This window comes from Devosia psychrophila, assembly GCF_000971275.1.
Classification (GTDB): Bacteria; Pseudomonadota; Alphaproteobacteria; order Rhizobiales; family Devosiaceae; genus Devosia; species Devosia psychrophila.
In genome coordinates, this window is the sequence record NZ_LAPV01000129.1 from 13,871 (window position 1) to 31,342 (window position 17,472).

General features: G+C 63.0%; 17 protein-coding genes. 15 read left to right on the plus strand and 2 right to left on the minus strand.

Features of this window, described 5'->3' with window-relative positions:
* The 11 genes from WH91_RS12285 to WH91_RS12335 all read left to right on the plus strand — a co-directional run bounded on the left by WH91_RS12285 (position 1) and on the right by WH91_RS12335 (position 11,988).
* Positions 1-927, plus strand: coding sequence for an ABC transporter permease (locus tag WH91_RS12285; RefSeq protein ID WP_046171304.1), 927 nt, complete (start codon positions 1-3; stop codon positions 925-927).
* Positions 920-2,533: an ABC transporter ATP-binding protein gene (locus WH91_RS12290; RefSeq protein WP_046171305.1), complete on the plus strand. Its 1,614-nt coding sequence runs from the start codon at positions 920-922 to the stop codon at positions 2,531-2,533. The genes WH91_RS12285 and WH91_RS12290 overlap by 8 nt, the downstream gene beginning before the upstream one ends.
* Positions 2,530-3,570, plus strand: coding sequence for a four-carbon acid sugar kinase family protein (locus WH91_RS12295; RefSeq protein ID WP_046171306.1), 1,041 nt, complete (start codon positions 2,530-2,532; stop codon positions 3,568-3,570). Before WH91_RS12290 ends, WH91_RS12295 begins: the two co-directional genes overlap by 4 nt.
* Positions 3,571-3,572: 2 nt before the next feature.
* Positions 3,573-4,283 (plus strand): FadR/GntR family transcriptional regulator, encoded by a 711-nt coding sequence (locus tag WH91_RS12300; RefSeq protein WP_046171307.1) that lies wholly within the window; start codon positions 3,573-3,575, stop codon positions 4,281-4,283.
* 294 nt (positions 4,284-4,577) lie between these two features.
* The gene (locus WH91_RS12305) at positions 4,578-6,143 is read left to right on the plus strand and encodes a TIGR04028 family ABC transporter substrate-binding protein (protein ID WP_082102154.1); all 1,566 of its coding nucleotides are present in this window, start codon (positions 4,578-4,580) and stop codon (positions 6,141-6,143) included.
* Positions 6,144-6,214: 71 nt separating this feature from the next.
* Entirely contained in the window at positions 6,215-7,159 is a 945-nt protein-coding gene (locus tag WH91_RS12310) for an ABC transporter permease (RefSeq protein ID WP_046171308.1), read from the plus strand.
* A complete protein-coding gene (locus WH91_RS12315; RefSeq protein WP_046171309.1) occupies positions 7,156-8,004 on the plus strand; it encodes an ABC transporter permease in 849 nt (282 codons plus the stop codon). Before WH91_RS12310 ends, WH91_RS12315 begins: the two co-directional genes overlap by 4 nt.
* Positions 8,001-9,653 carry a dipeptide ABC transporter ATP-binding protein gene (locus WH91_RS12320; RefSeq protein WP_046171310.1) on the plus strand — a complete coding sequence of 551 codons (1,653 nt, stop codon included), beginning with the start codon at positions 8,001-8,003 and terminating at the stop codon, positions 9,651-9,653. Before WH91_RS12315 ends, WH91_RS12320 begins: the two co-directional genes overlap by 4 nt.
* Positions 9,650-10,684, plus strand: coding sequence for a putative FMN-dependent luciferase-like monooxygenase (locus tag WH91_RS12325; protein WP_046171311.1), 1,035 nt, complete (start codon positions 9,650-9,652; stop codon positions 10,682-10,684). The genes WH91_RS12320 and WH91_RS12325 overlap by 4 nt, the downstream gene beginning before the upstream one ends.
* Before the next feature lie 19 nt (positions 10,685-10,703).
* Positions 10,704-11,372, plus strand: coding sequence for a CMD domain protein (locus tag WH91_RS12330; RefSeq protein ID WP_046171312.1), 669 nt, complete (start codon positions 10,704-10,706; stop codon positions 11,370-11,372).
* A 10-nt stretch (positions 11,373-11,382) separates the two neighbouring features.
* Positions 11,383-11,988 (plus strand): alkylhydroperoxidase domain protein, encoded by a 606-nt coding sequence (locus tag WH91_RS12335; protein WP_046171313.1) that lies wholly within the window; start codon positions 11,383-11,385, stop codon positions 11,986-11,988.
* A gap of 75 nt (positions 11,989-12,063) precedes the next feature.
* Here the strand turns inward: WH91_RS12335 and WH91_RS12340 are convergent, their stop codons facing one another.
* Together WH91_RS12340 and WH91_RS12345 are read right to left on the minus strand one after the other, a co-directional pair.
* Positions 12,064-12,450, minus strand: a complete 387-nt coding sequence (locus WH91_RS12340) for a YciI family protein (RefSeq protein ID WP_046171314.1) — start codon at positions 12,448-12,450, stop codon at positions 12,064-12,066.
* A gap of 58 nt (positions 12,451-12,508) precedes the next feature.
* Positions 12,509-13,375, minus strand: a complete 867-nt coding sequence (locus WH91_RS12345) for an EamA family transporter (RefSeq protein ID WP_046171315.1) — start codon at positions 13,373-13,375, stop codon at positions 12,509-12,511.
* Positions 13,376-13,675: 300 nt separating this feature from the next.
* On the opposite strand from WH91_RS12345, the gene WH91_RS12350 reads away from it, so the two are divergent.
* Genes WH91_RS12350 through WH91_RS12365 form a run of 4 tightly spaced genes read left to right on the plus strand, consistent with a single transcriptional unit; the run spans position 13,676 to position 17,388 of the window.
* Positions 13,676-14,737: an aldo/keto reductase gene (locus WH91_RS12350; protein WP_046171316.1), complete on the plus strand. Its 1,062-nt coding sequence runs from the start codon at positions 13,676-13,678 to the stop codon at positions 14,735-14,737.
* Positions 14,730-15,413, plus strand: a complete 684-nt coding sequence (locus WH91_RS12355) for a fumarylacetoacetate hydrolase family protein (protein WP_425285337.1) — start codon at positions 14,730-14,732, stop codon at positions 15,411-15,413. The genes WH91_RS12350 and WH91_RS12355 overlap by 8 nt, the downstream gene beginning before the upstream one ends.
* Positions 15,413-16,501, plus strand: coding sequence for an ATP-dependent DNA helicase (locus WH91_RS12360; protein WP_046171318.1), 1,089 nt, complete (start codon positions 15,413-15,415; stop codon positions 16,499-16,501). The genes WH91_RS12355 and WH91_RS12360 overlap by 1 nt, the downstream gene beginning before the upstream one ends.
* Positions 16,498-17,388, plus strand: a complete 891-nt coding sequence (locus WH91_RS12365) for a transglutaminase family protein (protein ID WP_046171319.1) — start codon at positions 16,498-16,500, stop codon at positions 17,386-17,388. Before WH91_RS12360 ends, WH91_RS12365 begins: the two co-directional genes overlap by 4 nt.
* The last annotated feature ends 84 nt before the right edge of the window (positions 17,389-17,472 follow it).

Genomic DNA, 17,472 nt, shown 5'->3' on the forward strand with positions numbered 1-17,472 from the left:
ATGACCGACGTAACCCTGGTCGCCAAACCCGTGTCGCAAGGCAAATCCGGCTTTTCTGCGCTGCTCTCGATGCTATGGCGCGACAAGCTGGCCTTCGTCTCGGCCGTGATATTGGTGCTGATCATTCTTTGCGCCGTGCTCGGGCCGGCCCTGCTCGGCGATATGGCCAATAGCCAAAACCTGCGCGGACGCAACAGCCCGCCGTTCGATCTGGCGCGCGGCTGGGCCTTTGTGCTCGGCGGCGACTCGCTGGGCCGCCCCATGCTGGCGCGGCTTGTGGTGGCCGCCCGTAGCACCATCATGGTTGCTTCGGGCGCGGTGCTGGTGTCGCTGGCCATCGGCGCGACGCTGGGCCTTGTGGCCGGCTACATGGGCAAAAACATCTCGCAGGTGATCATGCGCCTGGCCGACGTCATCATGTCGTTCCCGTCGCTGCTGATCGCCGTCGTGGTGCTGTATGTGCTGGGACCGTCGATCCCTAACATGATCCTAGTGCTGGCGATCACGCGCATCCCGATTTATCTGCGCACCACCCGCGCGGAGGTGCTCGAAGTGCGCGAGCGCATGTTCGTGCAGGCCGCGGTAGTGATGGGTGCCGGCCATTGGCGCATCATCGCGCGCCATATCCTGCCCGTGGTGGCGCCGACGCTGGTGACCATCGCGACGCTCGACTTCGCTTTTGTGATGCTAGCCGAGTCCTCGCTGTCATTCCTCGGTATCGGCATTCAGCCGCCCGATATCACCTGGGGCCTGATGGTCGCCCAAGGCCGGCCCTACCTGACTACCGCCTGGTGGCTGGCGCTGTGGCCAGGCCTGTTCATCGTCATCACCACACTGGCACTGAACCTGCTGTCTAACTGGATGCGCATTGCCCTTGACCCCACCCAGCGCTGGCGCCTCGAAGCCCGGAGCACCAAAGATGAGTAATGCCCTGCTCGAAGTGCGTAATCTCTCGGTGGATTTTCACACCGCGCGCGGCACCGTTCATGCCGTGAAGAACGTGTCGTGGAGCGTCAATCGCGGCGAAACGCTGGCCATTTTAGGCGAAAGCGGCTCGGGCAAGTCCGTTTCGGCTTCGGCCGTGATGAACATTCTCGACATGCCACCGGCCCATATTGTCGGTGGCGAGATATTCTATGACGGGCAGGATCTGCTCAAGGTCAGCTACGAGACCCATCGCGCCCTCAACGGCAAGAAGATCGCCATGATCTTCCAGGATCCGCTGAGCCACCTCAACCCGGTCTACACCGTGGGCTGGCAGATCGTGGAAATGATGACCGCGCATGGCCGACCGGCCGACATGGCGCGCGCGCGGGCGCTGGAGTTGATCAAGCGCGTCGGTATCGCCGATGCCGAAGCGGCTTTGCACAAATATCCGCACCAGTTTTCGGGCGGACAACGCCAGCGCCTGATGATTGCCATGGCGCTGATGCTCAAACCCGACATTCTGATCGCCGACGAGCCGACCACGGCTTTGGATGTGACCATCCAGGCCGACGTGCTGGCCCTGCTCAAGGAATTGCAGGCCGAAACCGGCATGGGCCTCGTGCTGATCACCCATGATCTGGGTGTCGTGGCCGAGATTGCTGACCGCGTGGTGGTGATGAGCAAAGGCGAGATCGTCGAAGCGGGTACGCCCCGCGATATCTATCACAATGCCCAGCACCCCTATACGCGCCAGCTGATCGGCGCGGCACCGGGAAAGGGCACGATCAAGCTGCTGGACGCCGACGCGCCGCTTCTGCTCGAGACCCGGAAGCTGTGCAAGACCTACGGCGAGTTCACAGCTCTCAAGGACGTGTCGCTTTCGCTGCATCGCGGACAGAGCCTCGCCGTCGTTGGCGAGAGCGGCTCGGGCAAATCGACATTGGCGCGTTCGATCCTGCGGCTCGAAGCCGCCGATAGCGGAGAGGCCCTGTGGAAGGGCCGCAATCTACTAACGATGAATGCCCGCGACCTGCTGGGCATGCGTCGTGAAATCCAGATGGTGTTTCAGGACCCGACGCAGTCGCTCAATCCGCGCATGTCGGTGTACCAGCTGATCTCTGAAGGCTGGGACATCCACAGGCTGATGCCGGACAAGGCCAAGCGCCAGGCCCGCGTTGCCGAACTGCTCGAACAGGTTGGCCTCGCGCCGGAGTATGCCGCGCGATATCCGCACCAGTTTTCGGGTGGCCAGCGGCAGCGTATCGCCATTGCGCGGGCGCTGGCGCTGGAGCCGGAACTGATCATCTGCGACGAGGCGGTTTCGGCGCTCGACGTGTCGATCCAGGCCCAGGTCATCGCGCTGCTCGACGACCTGCGTGCACGGCTTGGCATCTCCTTCCTGTTCATCGCGCATGATCTGGGCGTGGTGCGCGACTTTGCCGATACGGTGGTGGTGATGAAAGCGGGCGAGATCGTCGAACGTGGTCCAACGGCGCAGATCTTTGACGCGCCGCGGCATCCCTATACGCAGCGTCTTCTGGCCGCCAATCTCGATCCTGATCCCGATATGCAGGCGCAGCGCCGACTGGCAGGCGCGCCGGCATGACACGACTGGCCGTGGTTGCCGATGACCTGACCGGGGCGCTGGATGCCTCGGCGCCATTCGCGGCACGCGGCATTGCCACGGTGGTGGCGCTCGGCCTCGATGGTCTCGATGCAGCCTTGGCCAGCGGCGCCGATGTGGTCGGTGTTTCGACCGATAGCCGGGAAATTGCGCCCGATCTGGCCCGGCAGGCAGTTGCGGCCTGCGTCGCCGGGCTGCCGGTGGGCTTGCAGATTTTCAAGAAGGTCGACTCCCGGCTCAAGGGTAATATCGCGGCCGAACTGGACGCCATCGCCTTCGAACGCGCGCTGGTCATTCCCGCTATACCGGCGTTCGGGCGCTGGGTGCGGGACGGAAAACTCGGCGGGTTTGGCGTTGCCGAGCCAATCCATATTGCCGAGCGGCTGGCGCATCACGCCGGGGCCATGGTGGCGCCGGACGCAAGCTCGCAGGCGGACATCGAGAACGCCGTAGCGAACTTGGCACATGATCTGCCGATCGGCGCTCGAGGTCTGGCTGAGGCACTAGCGGCACGGATGGCGCCTGTGGCGAAGAATATCTCCGTATGGTCGATCGATGCGCCGGCGATCTGCATCATTGGCTCGACCGATCCGATCACGCTGGACCAGATCACGCGCCTGCGGGCGCATTGCCCGAAACTAGCCTATGTCGCCGCGCCAGACGGCCGGCTGCCCGATGACTTGCCGGCGGTAGCGCCGCTGACTTTGGTGCAGGCGGTGCTCGGTGAGGGTAATGCCGATCCGGCTGACGTAGCCGCTCGGCTGGGCGAGGGGCTGGTTCGACTGCAGCCACAACCCGGCACCACGCTGGTGATCTCCGGTGGCGCGACGGCACAAACGGTGCTGCGCAGCCTCCATATCGATATGCTGGAGCTTTTGGGGGAGGCACAGCCCGGCCTGCCTATTGCCCGGGCAGGGGGCTTCACGATAATCACAAAGTCCGGGGGGTTCGGTGCAGCCGACGCCCTGGTTGATCTGCTTGGTCACCTCGGTGGTCTGGAACGGGAGGGTAGCGCTTGATCATGTCGGAAACGCTCAATGTACGGCGCAGCCTTTCCGACGCGGTTTTCGACCGTATCCAGCGGGCCATCAAATCGGGCGCCTATGGCGTCGATGAGCGCCTGCCCACCGAACATGCCATGGCCGCCGAATTTCAGGTGTCGCGGCCGGTGGTGCGCGATGCGCTGCAGCGGCTGCGTGACCAGGGCCTGATCTATTCCCGCCGTGGCGCCGGAAGTTTCGTGCGCGAGCAGGGGCTGCGCGAGCCGCTGGGTTTCGGGCAGATGGAAAATCTGTCCGACCTGCAGCATTGCTACGATTTTCGCCTGACCATGGAACCGGAAGCGGCGGCGATGGCGGCGGTGCGTCGCTCGCCCGAGGCGCTGGCCAAGATAAAATCGGCGCTCGGCCTGTTGCGCGACGCCACCAACCGGCAGTCTCACCGCGCCGACGCAGATTTCATGTTTCACCTGAGCATTGCCCAAGCCTCGACCAACCCGTATTTCGCCACGGCGATGCAGGCGCTGGAAGATCACATCGCCGTCGGCATGCGCTTTCACGGCTTGTCGCTGCGCAGCACCAGCGATGGATTGCAGCATGTGTTCGTCGAGCACACCGCGGTTTATGAAGCGATTTCAGCCGGCGACGCCGACAGCGCCCGGAGCCTGATGAAAACCCACCTCACGGGATCGCGTGATCGCTTGTTCGAACCCAAACGACCTATAGGACCATAAAGGCCGTGGCACTTGGGTTCCTGACCGCCCGGCGGCCTAACAAACGGCTATCACCAGATTTTCTGATCGCACGGGATTTCGGGAATAAACTTGCTCTCGACACTCATATCGATAGACTACTAATCCACTAGACATTGTTGATTAAACCTCGGCCAGGAGTAGGCTCTTGGCATGCCGGATCCTAAGCGAGATCCCTGCCAAGAGGAACTTGACGTGTCTCTGATCCCATCGAATGCGCTACGGCGCAAAGTGCAATCGACCTTGGCAGCCGTGCTGCTGACCGGCGTATCGGCCATGGCCGTCGTGGCACAGGAGCGGCCCGTGCAGGGCGGCACGCTGGTCTATCTGGAACAACAGGCCCACACCAATCTCTATCCGCCCGCTGGTGGCTTCTATCCCAACAGCGGTATCCTGAACCAGATCACCGACAAGCTGACCTGGCAAAACCCCGAAACGCTGCAAAACGAACCCTGGATCGCCGAGAGCTGGGAGATCAACGCAGACGCCACCGAATATACCTTCAAGCTCCGCTCAGGCGTGACCTTCTCGGATGGCACGCCGCTCGACGCAGCGGCCGTGGCCAGGAATTTCGATACGTTTGGGCTTGGCAACAAGGAGCTTGGCTACCCGGTGGCCGAAGCTATCAACAATTATGACCACAGCGAAGTGGTCGATGCGCAAACCATCAAGTTCGTGTTCAAGAAGCCGGCTCCCGGCTTCCTGCAGGCCACGTCGGTTATCGGCTCGGGCATAGTTGCGCCAAGCGTGCTCGACCAGCCCTATGCCGAACTCGGTGATGCGACAAAAATCATCGGTTCGGGCGCCTTTGTCATCGAAAGCGAAGTGCTGGGGCAAAGCCTCAATCTCAAGGTGCGCGAAGACTATGCCTGGGGCCCGGCCAATGTCGACCACCAGGGCCGCGCTTATCTTGACGCCATTCAGTACATCGTGACTCCCGAAGACAGCGTGCGTATCGGCGCATTGCTCGCGGGACAGGCCGACATCATCCGCCAAATCCAGGCCTATGACGAGCCGCAGGTGGAAGCACAGAGTTATACAGTGCTCTCGGCCCCGACGCGTGGTGTCAATAATAACGTCTCGTTCCGTCCCGAAAATCCGTTGGTCAGGGACCTTAAGGTGCGCCAGGCGCTGACGGCTGCGACCAATAGTGCCGAGATCGTCTCGACGCTGTTCTCGTCGCATTATCCGCAGGCTACGTCGGTCATCGCGTCGACAGCCTCGGGTTATGTCGATCTTTCCGAGAAGCTGGCCTTCGACCTGGAAAAGGCCAAGGCCCTGCTCGACGAAGCCGGCTGGGTTCCCGGCGCCGATGGCATCCGCGAAAAGGACGGCGCCAAGCTCGAACTCAATGTATACGAATCGCTGCCCCAACCACAGAACCGCGCCACGCTGCAATTGCTGAGCCAGCAATGGGGTGTGGTTGGCGTCAAGCTCAACGTGCTCGCCGGCGATAGCGGTAGTGCCGCCACCGACAATCTCGATCCGCTCAAGACCCCGCTGCGTCCCGCAATGGTCGGTCGTGCCGATCCCGACGTGATCAAGTCCAACTTCTTCCCGACCAACCGGGACTCCCTGCTGCAAAAGGGCGGTTCCAACGCCAATGCAACCTGGGAAGACCCTGAGCTGAATGCGCTGCTGCTGTCGATTGCGTCAGAGCCCAACCCGGAAAAGCGAATCGCACTCACTGGCGACGTTCAGGCCTATCTGCTCGACCAGGCCTATGTGATCCCGATCTTTGAAGAGCCGCAGGTGTTTGCCAGTGCCCCCTACGTGCATGACGTGAGCTTCGATGCGGTGGCCCGCCCGAGCTTTTACAATACATGGCTGTCCGCCCGCTAAGGCGCGGCCATCAAGGCTGTCCGGCCCCCTGTGCCGGACAGCCTATTTTCGACAAGACTGGAGCCAGGCACGTGACACGACTTCTCGTGAGCAGAATAGGGCAGGCGGCCATTGTGCTGCTGCTGGCCTTCACCGCCTCGTTCCTGTTGCTGCAGGCGCTGCCGGGCGATGCCATTCTGATCAAATACCAAAACCCCGAAATGGGCCTGACGCCCGAACAGATCGCCGAAATCCGCGTGCTGTATGGCGCCGATGCCCCGATCTGGGTGCAGTATGGCAATACGCTGTGGAATTTCTTGCAGGGCAGTTTCGGCTATTCGGTGCAGGCCGGCGTGCCGGTCAATCCACTGCTTGCCACCAACCTGCCGCCGACCTTGCGGCTTGCCAGCCTCGGGCTGGTCGTCGCAGTGATCATCGCGGGCGCACTGGCTTTTGCAGCGACCCTGGCGCCGTTCGCCTGGCTGCGGAACCTGCTGCAATCGCTGCCGGCGCTGATGATTTCGGTGCCGGTGTTCTGGCTTGGCATCATGCTGATCCAGATTTTCTCGTTTCGCCTGCGCCTCGTGCCGATCATCAACCCGTCGGAATTCCAGGCGCTGATCCTGCCGGTCGTGACGCTGTCCCTGCCGATTGCGGCGCCACTGGCGCAGATTCTCATTCGCAGCCTCGATGAAGTGCAGACACAGCCCTTTGTCAGCGTCGCCCGCGCCAAAGGGGCGAGCCGGGCGTGGGTGCTGTGGCGCCATGTGCTGCGCAATGCGCTGCTGCCGGTTTTGACCATTGCCGGCGTGCTGTTCGGCGAGTTGCTGGCGGGTGCCGTCGTTACCGAAACGGTGTTTGGCATCAATGGGCTGGGCCGCATTACCGAACAGGCGGTCAGCAATCAGGATACCGCCGTGCTGCAGGCCATCGTCATCCTCGCCGCCGTGGGTTTCGTGCTCATCAACCTGCTGGTGGATCTGGTGGCGCCGCTGATCGATCCACGTCTCAACACCCCGATCGGAGCCAGCGCATGAGCAGTCTCGATCTTTTCACGACGCGCCGACCCGCACTCGGCCTCGGCCGGCTGCGCCAGCTCGATGTGACGCTGGTGCTGTCGTGGGCCATCATCATCGTCGCGATCGCCTGGGCGGTAGCGCCCGGGGCTTTCACGCCGCATAGCGGTACGGTGGGTATTGCCGGCAATCAGCTGCGGGCGCCCGATGTCGCCCATTGGCTCGGCACCGACGAAATCGGCCGCGATGTGCTGGCGCGCATTATCTATGGTTCGATCAATTCCCTGTTCGGCGCGGTGGTGGCCGTGATCGTCGGCTTCGTCGGTGGTACGGCCTTGGGTCTCGTAGCCGGCTCCGTGGGTGGACGGACCGACACGCTGATCATGCGCATCGTCGATGTGCTGCTCTCGGTGCCGGGCCTGCTGCTGCAGCTTTCGATCATCATCATTCTGGGTTTTGGCACGGTCAATGTCGCCATCGCGGTAGGTGTGACGACGGTCGCGAGCTTTGCCCGGCTAATGCGCTCGGAAGTTATCCGGGTGCGACGGGCCGACTATGTCGAGGCAGCGTTTGGCAGCGGCGGACGGTTTGCAGCGGTGCTGTGGCGACATGTGCTGCCAAATTCGCTGGGCACGGTCATCGCCTTTGCGGCGCTGCAGTTCGGCAGCGCCATCCTCGCCATTTCGACGCTGGGCTTTCTTGGCTATGGCGCGCCGCCGCCGACGCCGGAATGGGGCCTGCTGATTTCGGAAGGCCGCAAGTACCTGACCGGGGCCTGGTGGCTGACGGCCTTCCCCGGCATCACCGTCATCCTCATCGTGCTCGCCACCCACCGCATCAGCCAGTCCCTGCGGAGACCGTCATGACCACAATCGCTTTTCCCAATTCCCCACCTGTGCTTGCCGTCGAGGGGCTAAGCCTCTCCTATCGGCATGAAACCGGCTGGCGGCGCGTGGTTGAGGATGTGTCCTTCACCGTCGGTGCGGGCGAAGTCGTGGCGCTGGTCGGTGAATCGGGCTCCGGCAAGACGACGACGGCGCAATCGATCATCGGGCTGTTGCCTGACAACGGCCGGGTCGATGCAGGCAGCGTGCGGCTCAGCGGCACCGATATCGTCGGCTGGTCGAGCCGGCGCCTCGACGCCATTCGCGGCAGTTCGATCAGCCTCGTGCCGCAGGATCCCGGCAGCTCGCTTAATCCGGTGCTGACCATCGGTACGCAGGTCGGCGAAATCCTGCGCCTGCATGGCGAACGCGACGGGCGTCTGCGCAAGACGCGGGTGATCGAGCTGCTGACCCGCGTCGGGCTGAGCGAGCCTGCCTTGCGCTACGACCAGTATCCGCATGAACTTTCGGGCGGCATGAAACAGCGGGTGCTGATCGCTATCGCGGTGGCGCTGCGGCCGGCACTGATCATTGCCGATGAGCCGACCAGCGCGCTCGACGTTACGGTGCAACGGCGCATCCTCGACCTGATCGACGAACTGCGCAGCGAATTTGGCACATCGGTGCTGCTGGTGACCCATGATCTGGGCGTCGCCGCCGATCGTGCCGACCGTATCGTAGTGCTCAAGAGCGGACGCATCCAGGAGCAGGGGCCCGCCGCAAGCTTGCTGGCGCGCCCGAGCAGCGATTATACGCGGCAATTGCTGGCCGATGCACCGTCGCTGGCCCCGGTCAGCCTGCGGCAGGCCCCGGTCAATGGAGCGCCCAGCATTACGGTGTCGGGTCTGGTGCAGGACTTTTCGGTCGCCGGCAAACCGTTCCGGGCGGTTGACGACGTGTCGTTCACGGTCGCCGCCGGCACCACGCATGCGCTGGTTGGCGAATCCGGTTCCGGCAAGACCACGACGGCGCGCAGCGTGGTCGGTTTCCAGCGTCCGACTGCCGGCAAGATAACCATCGGAGGCACCGAGATTTCGGCGCTATCGGGCGAGCCATTGCGCCAGTTCCGGCGCAATGTGCAGCTGGTTTATCAGAACCCTTTCTCCTCACTCGATCCGCGCCAGAGCGTTGGGGACATCATTGGTGAGCCGCTGCGCAACTTCGAACCGATCGGCAAGGCGGAGCGCCTCGAGCGGGTCGCGGCAATCCTGGCCCAGGTTGGCCTGCCAGCCGATACGCAGGGCCGCAGTGCCCGTGCGCTATCGGGTGGGCAGCGCCAACGCGTGGCGATTGCGCGTGCGCTGATCCTCGAGCCACGCGTGCTGGTGCTCGACGAGGCGGTTTCGGCGCTCGATGTGACGGTACAGGCGCAAATCCTGCGGCTGCTCGATACGTTGCAGCAGCAGTTGGGGCTGACCTATCTGTTCGTGACCCACGATCTGGCCGTGGTGCGCCAGATTGCCCATACCGTGACCGTGATGCAGGCGGGCCGAGCCGTCGAAAACGGCGCCGTGGCGGAGGTGTTTACCCGCCCAGAGGCTGCCTACACCCGCGAACTCATCGCCGCCATTCCCTGTCGTCGCCTGCCTCGCAGCGTCCGAACCCTTGAATATGCCGGAGCTGCAGAATGACCGATAATCGCAAACGCCTTGGCTTTTTCACGCGCCTGCTGGACGACGTCGGTCCCGCCGAGCGCTATCGTCTCGCCGCCCAGCAGATCATCAAGGCCGAAGAGCAGGGCTTTGATTCCGCCTGGGTGGCGCAGCATCATTTCAGCCACGATGAAGGCGGCTTGCCGTCGCCCTTCGTATTCCTCAGCCACGTCGCGGCGCGCACGCACAGCATTCGGCTCGGCACCGGCATTGTGACGTTGCCGCTCGAAGCACCGTTGCGCGTGGCCGAAGACGCCGCGGTGTTCGATCTGCTGAGTGGCGGCCGGCTGGAACTTGGCGTCGGCAGCGGCGGCACGCCAAGCTCGTTTACCGCCTTCGGGCTCGACAGCGCCCAGCGCGGCTCGATCCATGGCGCCAATCTGGCGACGGTGCGGGAGGCTCTGGCCGGCGATGACGTGGGCGGCGGCAATCAGCTGTATCCCGAAGGCAAGTCGCTGTTGAACCGCATCTGGCAGGCCACTTTCTCAGTGGAGGGCGGCCACCGAGCCGGTGCGGCAGGCGATGGCCTGATGCTGTCGCGTACCCAGCCGCGCAGCAAGGACAATCCGCATGCGACGCTGGCCGAGCTGCAAAATCCGATCATCGATGCCTATCTGGCAGCGCTTCCTTCAGGCGTTGAGCCGCGCATCCTTGCCTCGCGCACGCTGTTTGTGGCCGATGACCGCGCAACGGCGCTGGAATGGGCCGATATTGGCCTGCGCCGCGTCGCCGGCAAGTTTGCCGCCTCTGGGCATGTGCTCACCGGCGACCGGTTGGACGACCTGATCCGCAATCTCGATACCCATGTCGGCGATGCGCAGGATGTCATCGCCAGCCTTGCCGAGGATTCAACCCTCGACCGGGTCAGCGACATCTCGTTCCAGGTGCATTCCGTCGATCCCCCGCATGCGCTGATCCTGCGCTCGCTCGAACTGATCGCCAGCGAGGTCGCTCCGGCATTGGGCTGGCGCGACAAACCAACCACTCCACGCATCGCTATTGCTCGCTAATCAACCAGAGGAGCGTCTCATGAGCGCCCAGCATACCGACCTTATCGACCAGGTTCTGTCCATCACTCCCGGCTCGCGTCTCGACGGATTGCGGCGTCACCGCGAAGTGGCACGGGACAATATCCAGAGCGCCTATCTCGCGCTGTTCGAGCCAAGGGATGTGACGCAGGTCACCCTGCTCGAACGTCTCGCCGTGGCGAGCTTCGTGGCTGGGCTGCATGGCCAGATCGTTCTTGCCGACCATTATGCCCATCGCCTGTCGCTGTCCCAAGGTGGTCCGGTGCTTGCAGCGCTGCTTGCGGCCGAGATCGACGCCGGCGAGGCCAAGGGCCCTTATGGGATCTATCCTGCAGGGCCGCTTTCGGCTGAAAACCAGGCCGGACCGCATTACCGGGTGGGTGCTGATAGCCGCAGGCTGATCGGCGCTAAACTCAGCGCGGCGCTCGAACACGCTCATCTTCTGGTGTTCCGCCCGCGTGACGCCAGCCGCGAAGCGCTGCAGGCCCTGCTTGATGCCGGCTGGAGCACTGCCGCAATCGTGACGCTGTCGCAGTTGGTGGCCTATCTGGCGTTCCAGGTCCGCATCGTGAGTGGCCTGGCCGCTTTGGCCAGTTCCAGCGAACAACCTGTCGCCGCCAATTCAGACGCCACATTTACCGCCGCGCTTGCCGCTGGCGTCAATTCGTGAGGATCCGTTCATGACCACGACGATTTCCTACCCCGAGAGTGTGCCGCCGGCTGTGTTTACCCAGGACGAACTGGCCTGGGCGCCATGGCTTGAGCCATTGACCGAGGCCGATCTCACGGATCGTCACTGGGCGGGTCTGGTCGATGCATCGCGTTCCAAGTCGCCTTATTTCATGCTGCTGGCGCATGACCCCGAAGTGCTTGAAGCCCGCACCAAGGCCGACAAGGATATCTTCTACAACCCAAATGGCGGCTTGCCGCGTGCCGAGCGGGAGCTTTCGGCAACCGCGACCTCGCGGCACAATGGCTGCATTTTCTGCGCCTCGGTGCACTCGCGTTTCGCCTCGACCCACTCCAGGCGCCGCGACGACGTGCAGCGCCTTCTCGAGGACGGTCTCAGCGCCGACCTCGGCCCGCGCTGGAATGCCGTGAAGGACGCGGCAGTCGCCCTGACTGATACACCAGCACAGTTCGGCCAGGACGAGATTGTCGCCTTGCGCGCGGCGGGTCTCAATGATTTCGAGATCACCGATGTCATTTCGACCTCGGCCTTCTTCAACTGGGCCAACCGCCTGATGCTATCCCTCGGCGAACCGGTCTCGGCAAAAGCCGCATAATCGAGCGACCGAAGTCAGATCAGTTGGCCCGTTCTCCTGCAGAGCGGGCCAACTTTTGTTCGGTATTCGTGGTGATCACGATGCGGCTGGTGCAGTGATGTCGCTGGGGTGGAACAGGGAGAGGGGGCGGATTTCGTAGGAGCCTACGCCCGGGTTGGCTTTGGCGAGGTCTTTGGCGAAGGCGAGGGCGTCGTCGAGGGTGTCGCAATCGGCGAGGTAGAAGCCGAGGAACTGTTCTTTGGTTTCGGCGAACGGGCCGTCGATGATCAGGGGTTCGCCCGAGGTCTTGCGCAGGGTAGTGGCGGTCGTGGTGGGCTGGAGCCGGACGACGGGGCCGAGCTTGCCCTTGGCCTTCATGCCGTTCTGAACCACCATGAGGCGGGCCATGCAGGCGTCGTCTTCCTCTTTGGTCCAGTTGGAGACGGCGTTTTCATCGTTGTAGCAGAGCAGGGCATACAGCATTTGGGTCAACTCCCGTTTGGGGCGAGTATGCCGCAAAACTGAGTTGAGTGAAGCGGTTTTAAGCCACCGGGGGCGGCATGTTGCGGGCGATGGTCACAGTGGCGCCCAGCGAGGCGAGGATGATGGCGATGATGCCGCCGAGCTGCCAGGGCGTCAGGCTTTCGTGCAGGATGAGGAAGCCGGAGAGGGCGCCGAGGGCAGGCTGGCCGCTCATCAGGATACCGAACAGGCGCGCGGGGATATGCGGCAAGGCCACCATGTCGAGCGCATAAGGGATGGCGCTGGAGAGCAGTGCGACGCCCAGCGCGATGGGCAGGATGGCGGGATTGAGCAAAGCGGTGCCGGCGGTCGCAATGCCAAACGGCAGTGCAATGACGGCGGCGATAGTGACGCCAAGGGCGGTGATATGGGGGCCGCCACCGGTGCCGGCGCGCTGGCCAAAGATGATGTAGCCGGCCCAGCAGGCGCCTGCGGCGAGAGCCAGCAACACGCCGGTGATGCCGATTTGGCCCGAGGATTGGCCGAGCGGCAGCAGCAGGGCAAGGCCGACGACTGCCAACAAAATCCAGGCAAAATCCAGCGGCTTGCGCGAACCGGCGAGGGCCACCGCCAGAGGTCCGGTGAATTCCAGCGCAACGGCAACGCCGAGCGGAATGGTCTGCAGCGCGGCATAGAAGAACAGGTTCATGGCACCCATGACGGCGCCATAGGCGAACACCGCGCGCCATTGGCGGCGGTCGAGCTTTTGCCGCCACGGCTGGAAGATGGCCAAGAGGACAATCGCCGCGAGGGTGAGGCGGAGCGTGGTGGCGCCGGCCGCGCCGACGGCAGGGAACAGGCCTTTGGCGAAGGAGGCGCCGGTCTGGGTGAAGACCATGCCGAGCGTAACGAGGGCGACGGAAAAGACAACGGATTGCGGCCGCACGGGAGGGCTTTCGAGGTGAGGCCGGTGCCGGTGCTGTAACAGGGTTCCGAGTGGTTTCCCACTACTGGAATGTTGGAGTCCTCCCGGACATCCTGCCCAAACCACCCCCACCCTTGATCCCTCCCCACAAGGGGGAGGGAGACGATGAACACGGACTGTTGCGCTAGCGCCTCCCTCCCCTTGATGGGGAGGGATTGAGGGTGGGGTGATGGCCGCAGGGCAACTAGATCGACCGCGGCATTGACCCGACTCTCAATGCGCTTTAGCCCTGTTGCGGCGAGAACAAAGGAGGAATGGCAAATGGAATATCGCTATCTGGGTCGGTCGGGCCTCAAGGTGTCGACGTTGACCATGGGCACCATGACCTTCGGCGGCTCGGAACAGGTCGGCAATACCGGCCAGGTCGATGCGACGCGGCAGATCGACATGTGTCTCGATGCGGGGATCAACCTGCTCGACACGGCCAATGTTTATAATGCGGGCGTGTCGGAAGAGATGATCGGCGTGGCGCTGTGCGAGAATGGCCGCCGACAAAGGGCGCTGGTGGCCACGAAAGTCCGGTTCAAGATGGGCGAGGGTCCCAACGAGATCGGACTAAGCCGGCATCACATCATCGAGCAGTGCAAGGCGAGCCTCAAGCGGCTGAAGACCGATGTGATCGATCTCTATCAGGTGCATGAATGGGACGGCATGACGCCCATCGAAGAGACGATGGAGGCGCTGGACACGTTGGTGCGGCATGGGCATGTGCGCTACATCGGCTGTTCCAATTATTCGGGCTGGCATATTTCGAAGGCCCTGGCGGCTGCCAAGGAGCGGGCCGGCGAGCGTTTCGTGAGCCAGCAGATCCACTACACGCTGCATTCGCGCGAAGCGGAATATGAATTGGTGCCGATCAGCCAGGACCAGGGACTGGGTATATTGATCTGGTCGCCGCTGGCGGGTGGATTGCTGTCGGGCAAGTATCGGCGGAACAGCGGGCCGGATTCGGGGCGGCATGTCGGTGGCTTCCGCGAGCCGCCGGTGCCGAACTGGGATCGGCTATACGACATCGTTGATGTGGTGGTGGAAATTGCCGAGGCGCGCGGTGTTTCCGGGGCGCAGGTGGCGCTGGCCTGGGCATTGGGTCGGCCGGGCGTGATATCGGTGATCATTGGCGGGCGCAGCGATGCGCAGTTCAAGGATAACCTGCTGGCGGCGGAGCTGCAGCTAAGCGATGACGAGCGTGCAAGGCTCGATGCGGTAAGTCAGCCGCCTTTGCTCTATCCTTATTGGCACCAGACCTTTACTGCCAATGACCTGCTGGGGCCGGTCGATCGTGATCTCCTCGCCCCCTATGTCGAGGAGTTCAAGCGTGGGTGATTATCTGTTCGAGCCGCATGCGCCGGTATCCATTCCGATTGCGCGCGGCGGGCTATTTGCGGTGCGCCGGGTATATTGCGTCGGCCGCAACTATGCCGAGCACATCAAGGAAATGGGCAATGACGTGCGCGATGCGCCGTTTTTCTTTGCCAAGCCGGCCGACGCCGTTGTGGTGGGTGGCGCGAGCATTCCCTACCCGCCGCAGACCAGTGATTTCCAACACGAGATCGAGCTGGTCGTAGCTATCGGCAAAGAGGGCAGCGATATCGCCGTCGGCGATGCGCTGGACCATGTGTATGGCTATGCAGCCGGGCTCGACATGACGCGGCGCGACCTGCAGGCGGTGGCCAAGAAGGCCGGACGTCCGTGGGAAATGTCGAAAAGTTTCGATCATTCCGCGCCGATCGGCACTATCGAGCCCGCCAGCACGATCGGTCATCCCGATAAGGGTGCTATTCGTTTCAGCGTCAATGGTACGGTGCGGCAGACCGGCAATCTCAACGAACAAATCTGGAGCGTGGCGGAATCCATCGCCTATCTCAGCCAGTTCGTGACGCTGAAAGCCGGCGACCTGATCATGACCGGCACGCCTGCGGGCGTCAGCGCGGTGATGCGCGGCGATGTGCTGGAAGGCAGTATCGAAGGCGTTGGCAGCGTAAAGACGACGATAATCTGATGCCAGTCTGGTCGCCCCAGCAGGACGCTGCGCTGATCGCTGTTTCGGCCTGGCTCAAGGACAAGAACGGACCGCAGGTGTTCCGCCTGTTCGGCTGGGCCGGCACCGGCAAATCGACGCTTGCAGTGCACCTGGCCCAGGATATCCGCAGCGTTAAATACGCGGCGTTTACCGGCAAGGCGGCGCTGGTGATGCGCAAGCGCGGCTGCAAGGGCGCCCAGACCATCCACAGCCTGATCTATACGCTGGTCAGCGAAAACGATGGCGAGCCGCGCTTTGTGCTGGATGACGAAAGCCCGGCGGCTGATGCGGACCTGATCGTGATCGACGAAGTGTCGATGGTGGACGAGCAGCTCGGCCGCGACCTGCTGAGCTTTGGCACCAAGGTGCTGGTGCTGGGCGATCCGTTCCAACTGCCGCCGGTGCAGGGCGCCGGGTTTTTTACCGCCGACGAGCCGGACATGATGCTGACAGAAATCCACCGGCAGGCGGCCGACAATCCGATCATCCACCTTTCGATGCAGGTGCGCGAGGGCGGGTTCCTGGAGCGCGGTACTTATGGCGAGTCCGTCGTGGTCGGGCGCGAGGACGTTGACCGCAATGCGGTGCTAGAGGCCGACCAGGTGCTGGTGGGCCGCAACAAGACGCGGCTGCAATATAATGACCGGCTGCGCGAGCTGAAGGGCCTGCCGTTCCACGAGCCAGTTCTGGGCGACCGCATGGTTTGTTTACGGAACAATCCGCGCAAGAAACTACTTAACGGGCAGATATGGATGGTCACCGAGGCCACGAGGCGCAGCAATGGCAAGTGGAGCCTGTTGCTGGGTGCCGACGAAGGCAAGGGCGAGGCGAAGGTTTTGACGCATAAGGCCTTCTTTGCAGGCGAGGAAGACGCGATGAGCTGGCCGGAACGGCGGCAGTTCGACGAGTTCACTTTTGGATATTGCCTTACCGTCCACAAGGCGCAGGGCAGCCAGTGGGACAATGTCTATCTGTTCGACGAGAGCTTCGTGTTCCGCGAGGAGCGGGCGCGCTGGCTGTATACAGGCATCACCCGCGCCGCTGAAAAGATCACGGTCGTATCGTGACCCTGCTCTCGGTGCGGCACGAGACCGTCTATCGCTATGAGCGCCCTGTGCAATTCGGCGATCATCGCATGCTGCTGCGGCCGCGCGACAGCATGGAACAAACGCTGGAGAGTTTTGGGCTGGCGATCCGGCCCAAGCCGGCAAGCCTGCGCTGGATCCACGATGTGTTCGGCAATGGTATCGCGATCGCCAGCTTTGACGAGCCGGGGGAAGAATTGCGCATTGTGGCGACCATGGTGCTGGACCATACGCCGGAGCTGACGCCGGCCTTCGAGATCGAGACACGCGCCAAGACCTATCCGTTCGACTATGGCGATGTAGACGCGATCGACCTGGCGCCAAACCTGCGGCGGCAGTTTCCCGAGCAGACCGAGGTCGATGCCTGGGCGAAACGCTTTCTCGATCCGCGCGGAGTGACGCAGACGGGGCACCTGCTGGCGACGATGACGCTGGGGATCAAGGAAAGTTTCAATTATCTGCGTCGGCCCGATCCCGGCACGCAGAAACCATCGATGACGCTATCGACGCGGGCCGGAACCTGCCGCGATTTTGCGCTGCTGATGATCGAAGCCGCGCGTTCGCTAGGTTTGGCGGCGCGGTTTGTGACGGGGTATTTGTATTCGCCGGCGCGCGACGGCAATCATCGCGGTGGCGGCGCGACGCATGCCTGGTGCCAGGTGTATCTGCCGGGTGCCGGGTGGGTGGAGTTCGATCCGACCAACGGGATTATCGGGACGCGGGATTTGATCCGCGTGGGCGTGGCAAGGGAACCAAGACAGGCGATCCCCATTTCGGGGACGTTCATCGGCAAGAAAGACGATTATCTCGGCATGGAGGTCGAGGTGGTGGTGGAGCGGGTTGTCTCACCGCAAGACAGTATGGGGTAGGTCCGGCCGATATTTTGCTGACGCTGGCCTGCGAATGCCGGTTTTCCGCGCTTCCTGTCCGGTTCTCGTGCCCCAGCATTTTCG